This is a genomic window from Aquimarina sp. 433 (genome assembly GCF_054054605.1).
In genome coordinates this window covers 13,849-31,393 of record NZ_JBSWZK010000008.1, presented here as the reverse complement: position 1 = coordinate 31,393, position 17,545 = coordinate 13,849, and the positions used below count along the sequence as shown (strand labels likewise).

Annotated in this window: 17 protein-coding genes; 8 read left to right on the top strand and 9 right to left on the bottom strand. The window is 31.0% G+C overall.

The window, feature by feature from the left end:
- Nucleotides 1-82: 82 nt before the first annotated feature.
- From ACWNT5_RS16250 to ACWNT5_RS16235, 4 genes are read right to left on the bottom strand one after another with little or no spacing between them, the layout of a single operon-like run.
- Entirely contained in the window at nt 83-817 is a 735-nt protein-coding gene (locus tag ACWNT5_RS16250) for a head GIN domain-containing protein (protein ID WP_456517925.1), read from the bottom strand.
- Nucleotides 818-839: 22 nt separating this feature from the next.
- Nucleotides 840-1,934: a DUF4097 family beta strand repeat-containing protein gene (locus tag ACWNT5_RS16245; protein ID WP_456517924.1), complete on the bottom strand. Its 1,095-nt coding sequence runs from the start codon at nt 1,932-1,934 to the stop codon at nt 840-842.
- Complete coding sequence (locus ACWNT5_RS16240; protein ID WP_299896408.1) at nt 1,915-2,478, bottom strand: hypothetical protein; 564 nt, start codon at nt 2,476-2,478, stop codon at nt 1,915-1,917. The genes ACWNT5_RS16245 and ACWNT5_RS16240 overlap by 20 nt, the downstream gene beginning before the upstream one ends.
- Nucleotides 2,475-3,026, bottom strand: a complete 552-nt coding sequence (locus ACWNT5_RS16235) for an RNA polymerase sigma factor (protein ID WP_299601684.1) — start codon at nt 3,024-3,026, stop codon at nt 2,475-2,477. Before ACWNT5_RS16235 ends, ACWNT5_RS16240 begins: the two co-directional genes overlap by 4 nt.
- A gap of 220 nt (nt 3,027-3,246) precedes the next feature.
- Here ACWNT5_RS16235 and lon point away from each other — a divergent pair, with 220 nt between their 5' ends.
- Nucleotides 3,247-5,697: an endopeptidase La gene (gene lon / locus ACWNT5_RS16230; RefSeq protein ID WP_299896414.1), complete on the top strand. Its 2,451-nt coding sequence runs from the start codon at nt 3,247-3,249 to the stop codon at nt 5,695-5,697.
- 729 nt (nt 5,698-6,426) lie between these two features.
- On the top strand, nt 6,427-7,641 hold the full coding sequence (locus ACWNT5_RS16225) for a class I SAM-dependent rRNA methyltransferase (RefSeq protein WP_456517923.1): 1,215 nt from the start codon (nt 6,427-6,429) through the stop codon (nt 7,639-7,641).
- Between the two features lie 58 nt (nt 7,642-7,699).
- Here ACWNT5_RS16225 and ACWNT5_RS16220 read toward each other — a convergent pair whose 3' ends face one another.
- The 3 genes from ACWNT5_RS16220 to ACWNT5_RS16210 form a co-directional block, all read right to left on the bottom strand.
- Nucleotides 7,700-8,107: a DUF2541 family protein gene (locus tag ACWNT5_RS16220; protein WP_456517922.1), complete on the bottom strand. Its 408-nt coding sequence runs from the start codon at nt 8,105-8,107 to the stop codon at nt 7,700-7,702.
- Between the two features lie 115 nt (nt 8,108-8,222).
- Nucleotides 8,223-9,059, bottom strand: a complete 837-nt coding sequence (locus tag ACWNT5_RS16215; protein ID WP_299601673.1) for a M57 family metalloprotease — start codon at nt 9,057-9,059, stop codon at nt 8,223-8,225.
- A 241-nt stretch (nt 9,060-9,300) separates the two neighbouring features.
- Nucleotides 9,301-9,747 (bottom strand): hypothetical protein, encoded by a 447-nt coding sequence (locus ACWNT5_RS16210; protein ID WP_299601670.1) that lies wholly within the window; start codon nt 9,745-9,747, stop codon nt 9,301-9,303.
- A 232-nt stretch (nt 9,748-9,979) separates the two neighbouring features.
- On the opposite strand from ACWNT5_RS16210, the gene ACWNT5_RS16205 reads away from it, so the two are divergent.
- Nucleotides 9,980-10,168 carry a hypothetical protein gene (locus ACWNT5_RS16205; protein ID WP_299601668.1) on the top strand — a complete coding sequence of 63 codons (189 nt, stop codon included), beginning with the start codon at nt 9,980-9,982 and terminating at the stop codon, nt 10,166-10,168.
- Between the two features lie 625 nt (nt 10,169-10,793).
- Nucleotides 10,794-11,654, top strand: a complete 861-nt coding sequence (locus tag ACWNT5_RS16200) for a M57 family metalloprotease (protein ID WP_299601666.1) — start codon at nt 10,794-10,796, stop codon at nt 11,652-11,654.
- A 366-nt stretch (nt 11,655-12,020) separates the two neighbouring features.
- Here the strand turns inward: ACWNT5_RS16200 and ACWNT5_RS16195 are convergent, their stop codons facing one another.
- Entirely contained in the window at nt 12,021-12,854 is an 834-nt protein-coding gene (locus ACWNT5_RS16195) for an OmpA/MotB family protein (RefSeq protein WP_456517921.1), read from the bottom strand.
- A 337-nt stretch (nt 12,855-13,191) separates the two neighbouring features.
- Here ACWNT5_RS16195 and ACWNT5_RS16190 point away from each other — a divergent pair, with 337 nt between their 5' ends.
- On the top strand, nt 13,192-14,169 hold the full coding sequence (locus ACWNT5_RS16190; protein ID WP_299601660.1) for a M23 family metallopeptidase: 978 nt from the start codon (nt 13,192-13,194) through the stop codon (nt 14,167-14,169).
- Here ACWNT5_RS16190 and ACWNT5_RS16185 read toward each other — a convergent pair.
- Nucleotides 14,166-15,401: a response regulator gene (locus tag ACWNT5_RS16185; protein WP_299601658.1), complete on the bottom strand. Its 1,236-nt coding sequence runs from the start codon at nt 15,399-15,401 to the stop codon at nt 14,166-14,168. The two genes, ACWNT5_RS16190 and ACWNT5_RS16185, sit on opposite strands and share 4 nt — an antisense overlap.
- A gap of 191 nt (nt 15,402-15,592) precedes the next feature.
- On the opposite strand from ACWNT5_RS16185, the gene ACWNT5_RS16180 reads away from it, so the two are divergent.
- The 3 genes from ACWNT5_RS16180 (at nt 15,593) to ACWNT5_RS16170 (ending at nt 17,496) form a co-directional block, all read left to right on the top strand.
- Complete coding sequence (locus ACWNT5_RS16180) at nt 15,593-16,243, top strand: hypothetical protein (RefSeq protein ID WP_299601655.1); 651 nt, start codon at nt 15,593-15,595, stop codon at nt 16,241-16,243.
- 152 nt (nt 16,244-16,395) lie between these two features.
- Nucleotides 16,396-16,884, top strand: a complete 489-nt coding sequence (locus ACWNT5_RS16175) for an RNA polymerase sigma factor (protein WP_299601652.1) — start codon at nt 16,396-16,398, stop codon at nt 16,882-16,884.
- A 6-nt stretch (nt 16,885-16,890) separates the two neighbouring features.
- Nucleotides 16,891-17,496: a hypothetical protein gene (locus ACWNT5_RS16170; RefSeq protein ID WP_456517920.1), complete on the top strand. Its 606-nt coding sequence runs from the start codon at nt 16,891-16,893 to the stop codon at nt 17,494-17,496.
- Nucleotides 17,497-17,545 lie beyond the last annotated feature (49 nt).

Here is a 17,545-nt window from a genome sequence, read left to right as displayed (position 1 = left end):
TAGAAATTATTAGACGTAAAAAAAACTGCCTAAGAAGTAAAACTTCTTTAAGCAGTTTTCGGATTATTGAAATATGCTTCTTTTAGTGTCTGGTAATATCTCCAGAACCAGATACTTTTTTGTCTTCTCTTTCAGGATTTCCTTGGTAATCGATATCACCTGAACCTGTAACTCTTGCTTTTATATAAGATGTAGAAGTTACTTTAATATCTCCAGATCCTGTCACTGATGCTACTACATCTTTAGCTTTTAAGTCGTATGCTTTTAGATCTCCAGAACCTGTTACCGTACATTCTAGATTATCGGCTGTACCTTTTAGTACTAGGTCTCCACTTCCAGAAACCGAACTTTGGATATTATTTGCTTCTACTGCTAATCGAACATCTCCAGAACCAGAAACGCTGGTTTTAAAGTCAGATGCCTTAATAACATCATCGCTATATACATCGCCTGATCCAGTAAGACTTACTTTGCTCAAATCTTTAAAGGGTACCGTTATGATAAGTTCTTTGTTTCTGCTTACCTTTAAATAATATCCTTTTTTTACATAAATTTTTAAAGCATCACCATCAATTTCGGTTACTACGTAAGGAATGAGATTGCTTTCACCCTCAATTTTAATGCTTCCTTCAGTACCAGATACTAAAGATACATCGAGGCTACCTTTTACTTTTACCTGATCATATTCAGATAGATTTCTCGTCTTGGTAATTACATTACCATCTCCTTCAATTTTCTTGCTATTTCCCCACCATTGTGCATTTACTGTTGTGATACTACAAATGGCTAAACTTAAAATGATTGTTACTGTTCTCATAATTGATTGAATATTTGAATGATTAATTTTTTCTTAATTTAACACTGCCATAGCTGGTAGAAATATCAATAGTATTACCACTATTTTTCTCTCCATTATAACCGCTATAATCTTTATCAGTGTTTTCTCTGTTTTTTTTCATGATATTGATATCATCGTCAAGGCTAATTCCGCCATAAGAAGTTCTAATACTAAAATCGAAGTTTAGATTGGAATTATACCCAATACCAACACCTGTATAATCTGTTCGAATAGTCACATTTTTTGTGGTAGCTTCCAGATTATCAATGGCTATCGATCCATAATCAGAATTAATGTTTACGCTTGTGCTAACATTACCAATATTTGTATCTAAGTAGTCTCCGTTTCCTTTGAAAACACCAACGTTTTCAACTTTTAAACTACCATAATCACAGTTATAATTTAATTCTTTAATAGCTTTTATTCTGGATTTGGTATAATCTGCATTAAGAAGGATGTTTTCTCCATTTTCTAAGGTAAAATCGGAGTAATCAGCACTAATTTTTCCAGCTTTCATATATTTTATTGTGCTATTATGAGTATAATCAAAGCTTATATAATTTTCATTACCCAATAATTCGCCAACAATAATTTGTCCATAATCACAGCTTAATTTTGCATTACCAGTAATTTTGTCTAGTGTAATACTACCATAATCGTTGCTTAATTGAACATTGTTAGTTATGGGTACTTTTACATTATAATTAATCTCCATTTTAATGTTACTTCCGTTCCATCCATCAGAAAACTTGGACCACCAGGATTTTCCTTCTTTATTAAAGGTAGTTTTAGCATCTACTAATGAAGCACTAGATTCAAAATCAACATCAATACTTTCCAATTTTTTGATCACTTTTTCTTCATCATTCCCATTAACTTTAATGGTGATTTCCATTACTACTTTGTTTTGGTCCCAAGATGTAATATCTAGATTTCCATAATCATTACTAATTTTTAGTAAAGCATTACTGTTTACAGAAAATTCCTTTTTCAAAGATTTTTCTTTTGTATACTTTCCTTTCATTCCGTTGTTGGCTAACACCAAAGTCGGAATAAGAAACAAAAAGCATAAGATTTTATAGTATGTTGGTTTCATTTTCAGATAATTTTAATTTGTTGATATCGTTAATTTTTTCTAATACATTTTCTAGAAGAGAAGCGCGTTGTTGAAAATTCTTTATCATGGCACTAATAACTCTTTTGTCATTGCTACTTTCTACTAAATCCTTTTTTAAAATTTCGTAGCTAGTCTCTAATTTTTCTAATTGTTTCATAGCATCATCTACAAGTGCATTAGTCTCTTCAGATGAATTTTTGCTTATTTCTTCTAGTTGATTTTGAATAGCAACGGTAAAGAAATTCTGAGTTTCTTCCATCTGAGGAGAAACACTAGCTAATTCAGCTTTTTCATTGGTCTGAAAAATAGGAGCGATCGAAATCATACCTATTAATACTGCTATTGATGCAGCAATCGCTAATGGTTTTATCCAATTTCGTTTCTTAGGTTGTAAAGCAATTACTTGATTTTGTGCTTGCAATTTTTCTAAGAAGCGAAGTTTATGATCAGCTGATGGTTCAAATACATCAAGTTGATTTTCCATGCGTTCAAATAATTTGTCTATTTCATCTTCGGTTTTCATGCAACTACTAATTTTTTACGTAGACTTTCTTTTGCTCGAGAAATTAGGGTGCGACAGTTAGAATAAGATATATTCAATATTTCGCAAATTTCCTCGTAATCATACCCTTCAATTAAGTGTAATGACAATGCTGTACTATAGCTTTCCTTTAATTCTTTTAGCGTTTGTAATACTGCATTTGCTTTTACACTAGTTAAATCTTCTCTTACAACCCCTTCTGTTTCATCTGTAAGGGCATACGATACGGCTTCTAAAGGGACCTCACCATAGGTAGTACGCTTACGAGATATTGTAAGACTGGAATTAACTACTATTTTTTTTAACCACGAACCAAATAGTTTACTATCCTCTAACATAGATAATTTTGTAAAAGCTGTTAGAAAGGCTTCTTGCATAACATCTTCGGCTTCTGCAGAATCTTTTATAATTCTAAAAGCAGTGTTGTACATTGCTTTGTAATAGCGATTATAAATTTCCATCTGCGCTCCTTGATCTTGCTTGCGGCATCTTTCTATGAGCTGCTCTGTATTTAGTTCGGTTAGTGTCAAAAAAAATAATTTGTTTTAGTATAAAGATACAGCTAGTTGTATTTTGTTACAGTTTTGAAATATTTTTTTTCAAGTTTATGGCATAACAATTGAATTAGTTAAGTAGAAATATCGTTAATATCCTTATTTTATAGGTGTTTCCGATTCTAAAGTTAGATTAAATTAATTTTTACAATAATGTTATTTTGTTCAAATGACAAAATGACTTTGATATATACTTATGACAAAATCCAAATTAACAACTCTTGACAGTTTGTCATTTCAAGGGATCAATGAAGATGCTGAATTAATTCCTTTAATGACACCAGAGGATGAAGAGGAAATTGATAAAGAAGATTTACCAGAGGTACTCTCTATTTTACCTCTAAGAAATACAGTTTTGTTTCCAGGTGTTGTAATTCCGATTACTGCTGGTAGAGATAAATCTATTAAGCTTTTAAATGAAGCCAATAACGGGAATAAAACTATAGGGGTCGTTTCTCAAAAGGAAGAAGATGTAGAAAACCCAGGTTCTAAAGATATTAATACTATAGGAGTAGTAGCTAGAATCTTAAGAGTGCTTAAAATGCCTGATGGGAATACTACAGTTATTTTACAGGGGAAAAAGAGATTTAAGATAGATCAGATTATTGAAGAAGATCCTTATATCAAGGCAAAGGTAATCGAAGTTCCAGAAATAAGACCTGCTAAAGAAAATCAAGAGTTTAATACGATTATTGATTCAATTAAAGATTTAGCATTGGAGATTATTAAGGAAAGCCCTAATATTCCTTCTGAGGCTTCTTTTGCTATCAAAAACATAGAGAGTAATTCTTTTCTGATCAATTTTGTTTCTTCGAATCTTAACTTGCCAGTAGAAGAAAAACAAAAGATACTGGAAATTGATAGTATTAAGGATAGAGCCCTTGCTACATTAAAATACATGAATTTAGAGTTCCAAAAGTTAGAACTTAGGAACGATATTCAAAATAAGGTTCAGCATGATATGAGCCAACAACAAAGAGAGTACTTTCTTCATCAGCAGATGAAAACCATTCAGGAAGAACTGGGTGGGGTTTCTCATGAGGATGAAATAGAGGAAATGCAAGCACGTAGTAAGGACAAGAAATGGGATGAGAAAGTGCAGAAGCATTTTGATAAAGAATTATCCAAAATGCGTCGTATGAATCCTCAGGTTGCCGAGTATTCTATCCAACGTAATTACTTGGATTTATTCTTGGATCTTCCTTGGAATGAATTTAGTAAGGATCAGTTCGATTTAAAAAGAGCAAAAAAGATTTTAGATAGAGATCATTATGGATTAGATGATGTAAAGAAACGTATTATCGAATATTTAGCGGTGCTAAAACTTCGTAATGATATGAAATCTCCTATATTATGTCTTTATGGTCCTCCTGGAGTAGGTAAAACTTCTTTAGGGAAGTCTGTTGCTGAAGCACTGGGTAGAGAATATGTGCGTATTTCACTTGGTGGATTACGAGATGAAGCAGAGATAAGAGGACATAGAAAAACCTATATTGGGGCAATGCCTGGTAGAATTATCCAAAGTCTTAAAAAAGCGGGGACTAGTAATCCAGTGTTTGTTTTGGATGAAATAGATAAACTTTCAGTTGGAAATCAAGGGGACCCTTCATCAGCTTTGTTAGAAGTATTAGATCCTGAGCAAAATTCGGAGTTTCATGATAACTTTTTAGAAATGGGATTCGATCTTTCTAAAGTTATGTTCATTGCTACCTCTAATAGTTTAAATACAATTCAGCCTGCCTTGCGTGATCGTATGGAAATTATAAATGTTACAGGTTATACAATAGAGGAAAAAGTAGAAATTGCAAAACAACACTTACTTCCAAAGCAATTGGTAGAGCATGGGTTGGATAAATCTCATCTTAAAATAGGAAAGGCTCAATTAGAGAAAATTGTCGAAGGATATACTAGAGAATCAGGAGTTAGAGGATTAGAAAAACAGATAGCAAAAATGGTTCGTTATGCTGCCAAGAATATTGCTATGGAAGAATCCTATAATGTAAAGGTGAGTAATGATGATGTGGTAGAAGTTCTTGGAATTCCTCGATTAGAACGCGATAAATATGAAAGCAATGAGGTAGCAGGAGTAGTTACTGGATTGGCTTGGACCAGTGTTGGTGGCGATATTTTATTTATCGAATCCATCTTATCAAAAGGAAAAGGAAGTCTTACCATTACAGGTAATCTTGGTAAAGTGATGAAGGAATCTGCTACCATAGCCATGGAATATATTAAGGCCAATGCAGATGTTCTTGGAATTAATCAGGAAATATTTAGTAACTATAATGTGCATATTCATGTTCCAGAAGGAGCAACACCAAAAGATGGACCTAGTGCTGGAATTACAATGCTTACTTCATTAGTCTCTTTATTTACTCAAAGAAAAGTAAAGAAGAGTATTGCAATGACTGGAGAAATAACATTAAGAGGAAAAGTGTTACCAGTAGGAGGTATTAAAGAAAAGATACTTGCAGCAAAAAGAGCTCATATAAAAGAAATTCTGCTTTGCGAAGATAATAAGAGAGATATTGATGAAATAAAGCAAGAATATCTAAAAGGATTAAAATTTCATTATGTAAAAGAAATGAGTGAAGTTTTGGAATTAGCTTTGACAAAAACTAAAGTAAAGAATGCTAAAAAGCTATAATTCAGAACAATAAAAAGCATTTAAATTTATAAAAATCATTTTTCTATCTAAGAAAAATGATTTTTTTTTTTGACCTGAAACCTGTTGATTTTACTGGGATTTGATAGGTTTTGTTGTTTTTATTCAAAAAAAAATAAAATAAAGTGTAACAATATTACATCATGTGCGTCATATAGATGTAAACAGTAGAGAAATCAAAAAGATCTATTACTAGATAAACAAAAGTTGAATTGAATACTAAAAGAGGGTAGATCCTGATACTTCTTGGGATGTATGCTTTTTAAAGATAAGAATCGATTCGATTAACAATCAAAAAGCGAGATTTACTTTACTTGATATTTACAAGTTCGAACAATACTTTTTTTGGGCGTTTATCCTGATACTTCTTGGGATGGGCGCTTTCTTTTTTTGTTAAAATTCCAACTATTTTCTTCCACTTTTTTTGAGGTTAAGACGCAATAGAAAATGATATAATTGTTTTACTTTTATAATAAGAAACCAGACTTTTATTAACATTCGTGTTATAATTAACCAACAAATATATTACACGCGAAATACTCTTAAATCTCAATGTAAGATGTCACACCTATCATATGTCTAATCTGACTTTTCCGATATAGGTTACACTTTAAAAAGTTTTGGTTAAAACGGGGTTGTCTTGCACATACAATCCCGTTTTTATTTGTAATAATTCTCATAAACTAAAAAATATTATTATTCTTGCAGAATATGAATCTTATTCCAGATATCACAATTCAACGACTAGCGATAAAACTAAAACCTTCTGCCGAAAAAATGGTTAGAAAGGAGCATCCATGGATTTTTGAAAACAGTATTGCGAAACAGAGTAACAAAGGCAATGCAGGGGACTTAGCAATTATTTATGATAATAAAAAGAATAAGATACTGGCTATAGGATTATACGATCCTTATTCTCCAATTCGGATAAAATTAATTCAATTTAAAAAAGCAGCTCAGATAAACAATGATTGGTTTGCCACGAGGATTCAGGAAGCTTATCAACTAAGAAAACCTTTATTAGAAACGGACACCAATAGTTATCGATTACTTTTTGGAGAGAATGATAGAATGCCAGGTTTTATCGCCGATGTATATGACGAAGTATTAGTAATAAAATTATATTCTCATATTTGGTTTCCATATTTAAATTGGATCGTTCCTCATTTAATAGAAGTCTCTAATTGTAATACGGTAGTTTTACGATTAAGTAGATCTTTGCAAACTACTGGAAATACCTTTGGTGTATCTGATGGTGATGTTATTTATGGAGCATTAAAAGATGAAGTTGTAATTTTTAGAGAGCATGGTGTATTGTTTTCTGCGAATGTTATCAAAGGTCATAAGACTGGGTATTTCTTAGATCATAGACATAATAGAAAAAGAGTAGGGGAATTAGCAAATAATAAAACTGTACTAGATGTTTTTTCGTATGCAGGAGGTTTTTCTATTCACGCATTAGCAGGAAGCGCAAAAGAGGTTACAAGCCTCGATATCAGTAAGCATGCTTTGGAAATGGCAAAAGAGAATGCTCAGCTTAATACGCATTCAGGAACTCATAATATTATGGTTGCAGATGCTTTTGAAGGTTTACAACAATTAATCGATGATAAGCAACGATTCGATATTGTGGTAATCGATCCTCCTTCATTTGCTAAAAGAGAAAGTGAAATAGATGGAGCAAAAAATAGCTACGCGAGGTTAGCAAGACTTGGTGCACGTTTAGTAGTGAATAAAGGGATTTTAGTGTTAGCATCTTGCTCTTCTAGAGTACAATCAGATGTTTTTTTTAGCATATGTGAAGAACATATTATCAATGCTGGTAGAAGTTTTACGGTATTGGAAAAAACATTTCATGATGTTGATCATCCAATTGCTTTTAAAGAAGGAGCATATTTAAAATGCGGGTATTATTTATTAAATTAAGTTGAAGTATTCTATAAACTATAAAATACTTCAACATTTTTATATCAAATATTTACCACTAGTGCTTGCCAAAAACATGTACTTTAGCACGTTTCCTAGATAAATTTTTTGTATCATAAAAGAATGTAATATCTCTTATAATTCTTTTATTTCCTTTTAAATCGATAAGTCTAGTTGTTCCGCCTTTAGCAAAATTCTTTTTGATAGCGATTACTTGTTTTTCACCATTTCCGTATTGAACAACCACTCTGTGCATATTTAGAGAACCATTAGTTACCTTTAGTTTTAGTTTTTTAAATCTTCCATCTTTTGCTGTTACTTTAATAACATCTCTATCTAATTTGTAATTCACCGTTCTGGTTCCCAAATGTTCCCATTTTAAAGGTGCAATGGTAAAACTACTTCCTATTAAAAAGATTACGACTAATAATGGTAATGCTATTTTTAGAGTTCTTATAGTTTTCATAGTATTAAATTTTATGTTCGCTAATAAGACTAGTTCAAAAGAAAAAGGTTTAATGAATACAAAAGCCATATAAAAAATTATATGGCTTTAAAAGGTTTTAAGATATGTGATATGGTTAATAAAGTATATTCAATGCTGTTCTATCTGTATCCGTAAATTCTCCATCTTCATCACTACCAAAGCAAGCCAACATAATCGAATCTGCATCTGGAGAAGTTGGTGTTCCAGGTATCCAAATCGCTGGTGGTTCTACTTGTATGCCTCCAGTGTTTCCACAGCTTTGTCGGTTAATCCAATCCTGATGTCTTAAACCGAGACAATGTCCAATTTCATGGGTGATTACATGTTCATTAACATTAGTACTAAAAGCCTGGGTTCCAGAGTTAATTCTAACCCAAGGATAAGGTTTACCTAATAAATCAGGAAATCCAGCACTTCCGCCTCCATTTGGGTTATTAACTTGGAATACTACGATGTCGGCTGCTCCAATATTTGCGCCAAACGTAAGATTGAAATTAAGACTATTTGGTAATGCATTATAATTGTTAACTGCCCATCGTAAAGCTGTTTGCATTCTTGATGTAAGACCGGCACTTCCTCCTGTAAACCCAAGAATATTGATGTTTCTATTAGCTGGAGATACAATATTGATATCACGATATTGCTTATTTCCATTTTCTAAAGGTTCTAACGCTGCATAAGAATCTAAATCGGATACAGGTACCATAATATCACCTGAGATAAAATATGTATTTGTTTTTTTATCTGGAGTAGTGATTTCTTCAATAGAGACATTATCTATATTGATACCCATATTAAATAATTTATCGAGCTGCTCTTTTGTTGGTTCTTGAATAAATTCTTGTGTTTCTTCGGAAATCTCCTTTTTCTTGCAGGAATAAAAGGTAAAAATAAAAATGGCTAGTAATGTTGAAAATCTAAGTGCTTTCATAGAAATGTATTTAGTTTGATTAGTTAATTTTTATCTAAATAGGGATTCTAATGGGGAAGCTTATTACCATTTCTCAGACCTGAAAAAGAGTAAGATTGTAACTGGGATAAATTATAGTGTGTTATTACTTTTAACTTGAAACAAAAGTATAACGAAACGGTTCATAAAAAAAGGGGATTAGAACCCATATTTACGGGTTAAAATCCCTTTGATAATTTTAAAATCTAACAAAATATGAAGTTTATTCCACTTTTATATAATTTTCTGATCTTGAATACTGTCCGTTTTCATCGATTGCAATTTGCTGATAAGAATTTTTATTCATGACTAGTTCAAATTTAAATACTTGGGTAGTGTCTACAATTTTCATCATTGGACCAGAAGCATATTCTAATCGCTCTTCTAAAATGGTTCCTTTTATGGTATATGTGCCATAACCGAACCATTCATTGTTATCTGACGGATCGAAACGTGTCCACATCACTTTTCCCTTGCTATACATTTTTACTTGGCGATAACCATTGATATTATAGATAGTGTCCGAAATTTCATTATGATCATATAAAAACTGATGTTTTAAGTCCCACACACCTTCAAGGTTATATAAGTCCATAGTGCTACTAAAATTATGATTATCGAAGGTGTTAATTGAGAATAAGCTACAGGTAATTAAAAGGAAGAGTTTCATGATGGAATGATTTAATGTTTGACCATCAATAAGTTACGAAAAAAACATGAATTTTTAAACTTAAAACTTCCTTTATAATTGAAATATATATGATTGTGAATAAGAATTTGATAACATCATAAAACAGTAGTGAAAAGTAGGCTTGTTAAAAAGTAAATTTGAACAATTAGAATTATGATATATTACTCGTTAATTATTGGCAGGGTAATTATTATTAAGAAATAAATAGTTTATGACCGAATATGTATTGCTTACCGATGATCAAACTTATTTTGTAGAGTATCTAATTGGAGAATTGGTTTTGTCTAATAGTATAAGTGAGGCGATGAAATTCAATGATGAACATTTAGCATTAAAATTCAAGAAAATGCTTCATAGCTCATGTAAACTTACTACTAGTGTAAATACTTATATAGAATAATGTTATCCGTATTTTATAATAGTGGAAAGGTTTTATTTTGGTAAAAAACTACCTCTATAATGTATTTTATGTTTTTCCCATTTTTTTAATAGTTATCGTCTTTTTGTTGAATTTTATTTACGGTTTTGCCGTATTTTTAAAAAAATATTTAGTATTTAACTTTTTTCTTTAAAAAAAACATATATCTTGCCGTCGCATTAATAGTGAAATTTTCCTCGGAAAAAAATTAGTGTAGAACTAAGTAACTATGGTTCTTAATATATTATACAAACTCAACTACTTAAAATGAAGACGAATAAAATTAAACCACTTGGTTTGGTCAATCTTTTGCCCACCAAATCCTTCAGAAAAAAATATAGGACTTATTTTGATATACTTCATCAATAGGACTTTCTAAGGTTTTTATTTAACCATACGCTTTTAGATATTTTTATACTATTCTATACTATTAAAAATTTCTATGTTTTAGATTTTTTAAAATCCTTATCCTTTTCGAAAATTATTAATTTAAATAAACACAATATCTTTTGCTGTCTGCATAAGGTGTATCTTTTATAAACATTTTGCTACTATGTGAATGCTAACTACATTCTTTTATTAGTAGTAAAACAAACTCAACTTAGAAATGAAAAAAATCAAATTATTAGCGCTTAGCGCTGTAGTGGCAGGATTAGTAATCTCTTGTCAGAAAAATGATGTTAATGAAGCTCAACCTGATTTAGCATCAGACTTATCAATTGAAGAAATAGAAGCTTTAACCAAGGCAGCTGTAAATCCTAATGGTGCTGTAAAAGAAATGATGACAGATTTAGATGGTAATGCCACCATGTATGTTATTTCTGGCGATATTGCTCTAGAGCGTAAAAAACTTTTAAATGGTGACTACGCTATGTTAGAAGGTGAAAACAGCACTAAACAGTATAGAACAACTAATTTGATCAGTGGTGCAAATACTACTATAGATATTTTAGGATTTACAGGGTCTTGTTGTGCTTTAACAACAAATATGCGTACTGGATTACAGTGGGCTGTAAATAACTTTAATAGATTAAACACAAATCTAAATTTTAGATTAACATTTGGATCTAATACAAATGGTGCTGATATGATTGTATTCAATCAAGGAGGAACCGGAGTTGGTGGTCGTGCCGATTTTCCAAGTGGTGGAAGACCTGGTCAATTAATTAGAATTGATGGAGGGTTAGCAAATAGTAATAATAACATCAATGAGCACGTAATCACCCATGAAATAGGTCATGCTGTAGGTTTAAGACATACAGATTATGCGAGAAGAAGATGTGGAAATAATAACGAGGAAAATCCACCAAGCGGTTTTGGAGCAATTCACATTCCTGGTACACCAACAGAAAACAGATGGGGTGCTGCTGGATTGGATTCCGGTTCTATCATGATTTCTTGTTATGATAACAGTACACAAGGAGAGTTCTCTAATTTTGATGTTGTAGCATTAGAGTTCTTGTACTAAGAAATAAGCAAAAGTGAAATAATTAAATAAAGATATACCTTATACAGACTAAGAGCCATCTCATTGTTGAGATGGCTCTTTTGTTTATTTATGATGTTATCTTCTGTGTTTTTATATACGTTTAAACACTATTAAATAACTAAACATAGCTATTGATTTGTGCGGTAATTTAAAGTAAATACTTTATAATTAGTTCAAATCCAAGGATAGATAGCTTATGTGGGTTTAATTAAAGACAAAATGGTATTACAATATTTACGTTTTGTATTGATTCATAGTGCTGATATTTGAATCTAACAAACCAATTGTAAACAAAAAAAAGACCACCTAATGGCGGCCTTTTTTGATATTATAAATTCTTTCTTCTTAGTTAGAAGATAACATTGCAAAGAATTTGTCAAGATTTGGTAATAATACAATTCTTGTACGTCTGTTGATTGCCATATTTTCTTCCGTGTCATTTTCAACTAATGGCTGGTAACTGCTTCTTCCAGAAGCGATTAATTTAGCAGGATCTACATTATACTTATTTTGTAATAATCTAGTAATAGAAGTTGCTCTTTTAACACTTAAATCCCAGTTATCTTCTAATGCAGGAGTACTGATAGTTCTAGGATCTGTGTGTCCCTCAATCATTACATCAAGACTTGGCTCTGAGTTAATTACTTGAGCAAGTTTTTCAAGGATATCATTTGCCTTATTACTTACTCTGTAGCTTCCACTATTAAATAACATCTTGTCCGAAATAGAGATCATTACTACCGTTTGATCAATATCGATAGAAATGTCTTCATCTTCTTTTAAGCTGTCATCTAATGAACTCTTCAAATTATGAGAAACTGCAAGATTCATTGAGTCTTGTAATGTTCTAGCACCTTGTAATTTTTCAGGACTAACCTGAGCAAGGGTTTCATTCATTTTCTTTTTGGTGTTGTTAGAGATTACAGCTAGGTCATCCACCATCACCATTTTTTCATTATTAGAGTCTCTTAAAGAGTTAATCTTTGCGTTATAATCAGCAACTCTTGCTTCAATTTTTGCAAATTTAGACTCAAGCTCTTCTTTCTCTACGGTAGTCTTCTGTAATGTACTACGCGTATTGTTTAGATCTTGCTCAAGAGCCAAATACTTCTTCTTTGATACACAAGAGGTAGTCATCAAGGCTCCAGATAATGCGATTAGTGTGAATACTTTTTTCATGGTTATTTAATTAATCTTTTATATGCTACCTAAAACTGATTGTGGAGCATTTTATTATAATTTTACCTACTAAACTTTTCACATTAAATTCTTAAAATATGTTAAAAAGTTTACGTAAAAAACATATCCCGTATTGTTTTTACGGTAAATATATCAAGGCTTTTTGCGTAATATTTTGATTTTTAACCATTTGTTTGTTTAACTGCTTTTAAAAAAGAAATATTGTTATTAAATGAATAATTAATATTATTGTAACGCCTTAAACAAAATATCGTCTTACTTAAAAATAAAAGTGCTTTGAATAAAAATTACTTAGGATTTAAAATTTTTGACATTCATGTTTTTGAATAAAGGGAAACTCACGTTCTTATTAACTCTAGTCGGTATAGCTACTTCATCTTTGTTTGCACAATATTCCGATAATACTAAGGCTAAAGTTTTATTGGATTACAAAGAATTGGTCTTAGATGGTAAGAAGACATATTTGCCTATCTACAAGGTTAATCGGCAATATATTATTACTCAGAATAACGAAGAAGAAGGAGTTATAAATAAGGAAATCATCACAAGCGTATATGATGAAAATTGGAATACCAAGGTTTTCAATACTTTTTTGAAAAAGAAATTCGATAAACGTCCTTTTTTGCTTCATTTTAAGGATTCTGTATTCTCTTCACCTGTTGATCATAAAATGGTGGTTACCTCTAGGTATGGTTGGAGAAGAGGAAGAGCACATCAAGGTATAGATATTGATCTTCAGACAGGCGATAATGTAAAAGCTTTACTTGGTGGGAAAGTTAGATATGCAAGACGACATTCTGGTCATGGAAAAACGGTAGTTATAAGACATGAAAATGGTTTAGAAACCGTTTATGCTCATCTTTCTAAATATATGGTAAAAGAAAATGATCTTGTAGAAAAAGGACAAGTTATCGGTAAAGGTGGAGTATCTGGGAATGCTAGAGGAAGTCATTTACATTTGGAAGTGCGCTACCATGGTAAAAGCATACATCCTGAATATCTTTTTGATTTCTCTGAAAATACCAAAGTAAGGTCTGAACAAATTGCGGTTACCAAAAAGTGGATGACGCCTAGATCACATCGTTCTACAAGAAAAAGTAAAATAGTAGTTCAACAAACGATAGAGAAAATAATTGAAGAGCCAACTACTAGAAGTGTTTATGTTGTTCAGAAAGGAGATACATTGCATGGTATCGCTAGGAAACATGACATTGAAGTTTCGGAAATCTGTAAGATTAATGAAATAAGATATAATTCAGTACTAAATATCGGACAAGAAATAGTTATTTACTAAAAACTATTCGGTATATGTTTATGGATCATTTCTAATAAGATATTCTTATCATAAGGTTTTAATATATAGTCGTTTAAACCCGCTTGCATAATCTGTCTATTTAACTGAGTCACATCTACAGCAGTTAGTGCAATAATAGGTGTTTTATGATCAAATTCTCGTATTCTTTTTGTGGTTCCTATACCATTAAGTTTAGGCATGTTTATATCCATTAAAATAATGTCGTAAGAATTATCTTTGGCAAGTTCAATAGCATCAAACCCGTTATCTATTGTTGTGCATTCAAAATTTTCTTTGGATAAAATTTTATTAGCTACTAATAAATTTAGTTTATTGTCATCAACTATTAGTGCTTTTTGTTTTTCATTCCCTGTAGACTCATTATTTGTGCTCGCATTTTCGTTCACAGTTTCTAAGTCTACTACAAACGCATATTCAGATCCTGCATGAGAATTATTTTGTACGATAATTTCTCCTTCAATAGATTTAGCCAATCCTCTTACGATTAATGAATTAAGTCCACTTCCTAAATACGATTTTTTCACCTTATCAATATCAATAAACTCTTGGTATATAGATCTTTCATCTTCTTTTGTAATCTCGTTTCCATCATGCTTAATTTTAAAAGAAATATTATTCATACTTCCTTTTTTGGTAATTAAATTGACAGAAAAAACAATATTTCCATTTTTAGTAAAGCGTAAGGCGTTACTAATCAAGTTCATTAAAATTTGTGAAAGGATAGAAGAATTTCCAATAAGCTTTTCTGGAATTTCATCATCGAACTCTAAATTTAGTGTATTACCACTATTTTCGGTAGCGTAACTAAAAGAATTAACCACATTTTGAGTTAGTTCTCTAAGATCAATCTGCTGCTTATCAACCTCTATTTTTTCAGTTTCCAGCACATTAACCTGTAATACATTATTGATGAGCGTTAATAGATAATCTCCAGAAAACTTTAGGGATTTAAGATTTTTATTATCCGACAATTCTGGGTGTTCATTTACCAAAATATTGGTTAATCCCATAATTCCGTATAACGGAGTTCTTAATTCTTGACTCAAAGAAGAAATAAACTCTTGATTTTTTTGTTCTTTTTTTTCTGTAGAACTAATTAAAGTACTTAATTCATCATTTTTCCGTTTAAGTTTAGATGCTAAACTGATATATCGAAAACCTAAAAAAATGACTACTGCTAAAAGAACAATTATTATAGGGAAAATATACATGGGTTGTTTTTTATAACAAAATAATAAATATCGGATTTATCTTACAAGTATCAACGGGTGTTTTTTTTGTTAATATGTGATTTTTGATGTTTTGTACGGTTTATTCGTAGTTTGGTAGAGTTTTTGAAAGTAATTAACAGAAAAAAGTAAGGGATTAGTTATCTTTAACGACTATATGGCATAAAGGAAGAATGAAGACGAAATCAACTGTTATATCGATATTTTTTTTGTGGTTTGTAGCTACGCTACAGGCACAAATAGAAAAACCTATTTCATCTTTACAAATAGACAAAAACAGTGATTTAAAAACCAGTACTTATAAACTTACTCCGGGTTTAACAAAACCTAAAAACAACTTTTCTTTATATACCAGCTTAGAAGATTCTATTCGATTTAATAGAACGCAGAAACCTTTTGATATGACAGGTAATAATGGACTTTTAAAACCAAATTTTAAGTCAGTTCCTAAATGGTTTCAAAAAGATAAAGAAATAAAGGAAGAATATAAATCAGACCAGTACTTGGGTGATTTTAAAAGTAATTCAGAGTTTGTTTATCTTATTTATAGGGACCATGAATCAGTAGACGGAGATTTAGTACGAATCTTTTTGAACGATGATGTTATCCGTTCTAGTGTTTATTTAGATGCTGTTTTTCAGGGTTTTAAAATTGATCTTATAAAAGGTTTTAATAAAATCGATATTCAAGCTTTAAATCAAGGTACTTCTGGTCCAAATACCGCAGAATTCCAACTTCATGATGACCAGGGTAATATCATTACCGCTAATGAATGGAACCTTACAACAGGTGTAAAAGCTACTTTAATAGTAGTAAAGGAATAATTTTTTCATCCATTTTTATTCGATGATCTACCGTTTTTTAAGTGGTTTCCACTACTTTTTATAACTTCATATAAAAGTTTTTACAATTTTTTTTAGAAATAATGTGATTTTTTAATCATAAGGTATACTTATATAGAAAATGGAATCTAAAAATGAGTAAGGAAGAAGAATTTACTCGCATTATAAAACAAAATGAAGGTGTTATTTTCAAAATAACAACCGTGTATACAGATCAATCTGAAGACCAACAGGATTTGTATCAGGAAATAGTGTATCAATTATGGAAAGCCTATGATAGTTTTAGAGGCGACGCCAAAATTAGTACCTGGATGTATAGAGTTGCCTTAAATACTGCAATAACTAGATTAAGAAAGGAAAAAAGAAAAGGAAGCAAAGTCGGGATTGATCAGGTAGTATTGAAACAGACAGAGAATTACGATACGGAATTCGAAGAGAAATTAAAGGTTGTATATGCTCATATAAAAATGCTTAATGATCTCGAAAAAGGTTTGATTTTATTACTATTAGAGGGAAAAAAGTATGAAGAGATAGCCACAATTACTGGATTAAGTGCTACGAATGTTGGAACACGTATTTCTAGAATAAAGCAAAAATTGAAGACGCAAATAATTAAAAAATAAATGGGGATGGAATTAGAGGAAATGCAAACAGTATGGTCTGATATAAGTGACCAATTAGAAAAACAAAAAAAATTAACCGATAAAATGATTATTATGATGACACAGGAGCGATACAGAAAAAAATGGAACAAAATTGCCTATCCAGAGATTTTAGGAACTATTATTTGTTATGCAATGGCTATTTTAATAATTGTAAAGTTAAACACCCTTGATACTTGGTATAATGCAGTATTTGGAATTAGCTGTGCCATTATATTATTAGTACTGCCAGTTTTGTCATTGCGATCCATTAATAAAATGAGTAGTATTAATTTTTATGAAAATACATATAAGGATACATTAATTACCTATACAAAACACAAAAAACAATTCCAATCACTTCAAAAAGCTTCATATTATTTGAGTTTTTTATTGATATTTTTAATTCTTCCGGTTACCTCAAAAATAATAGGAGGGAAGGACTTGTTTGATGATGTAGATAAACTTTGGTCAATAGCATTTTTTATACCTTTTGGGATTATCTTTTTCATATTCTTCGCAAAGTGGGTAAAAAAGATATATGGTAAAAACATGGAAGCAGCAGAGAATATCCTTAAAGATCTAGAGGAATAAGATGTAGATAGCTTTATACAAAACAAAAGCAGTATTAATTTAAATACTG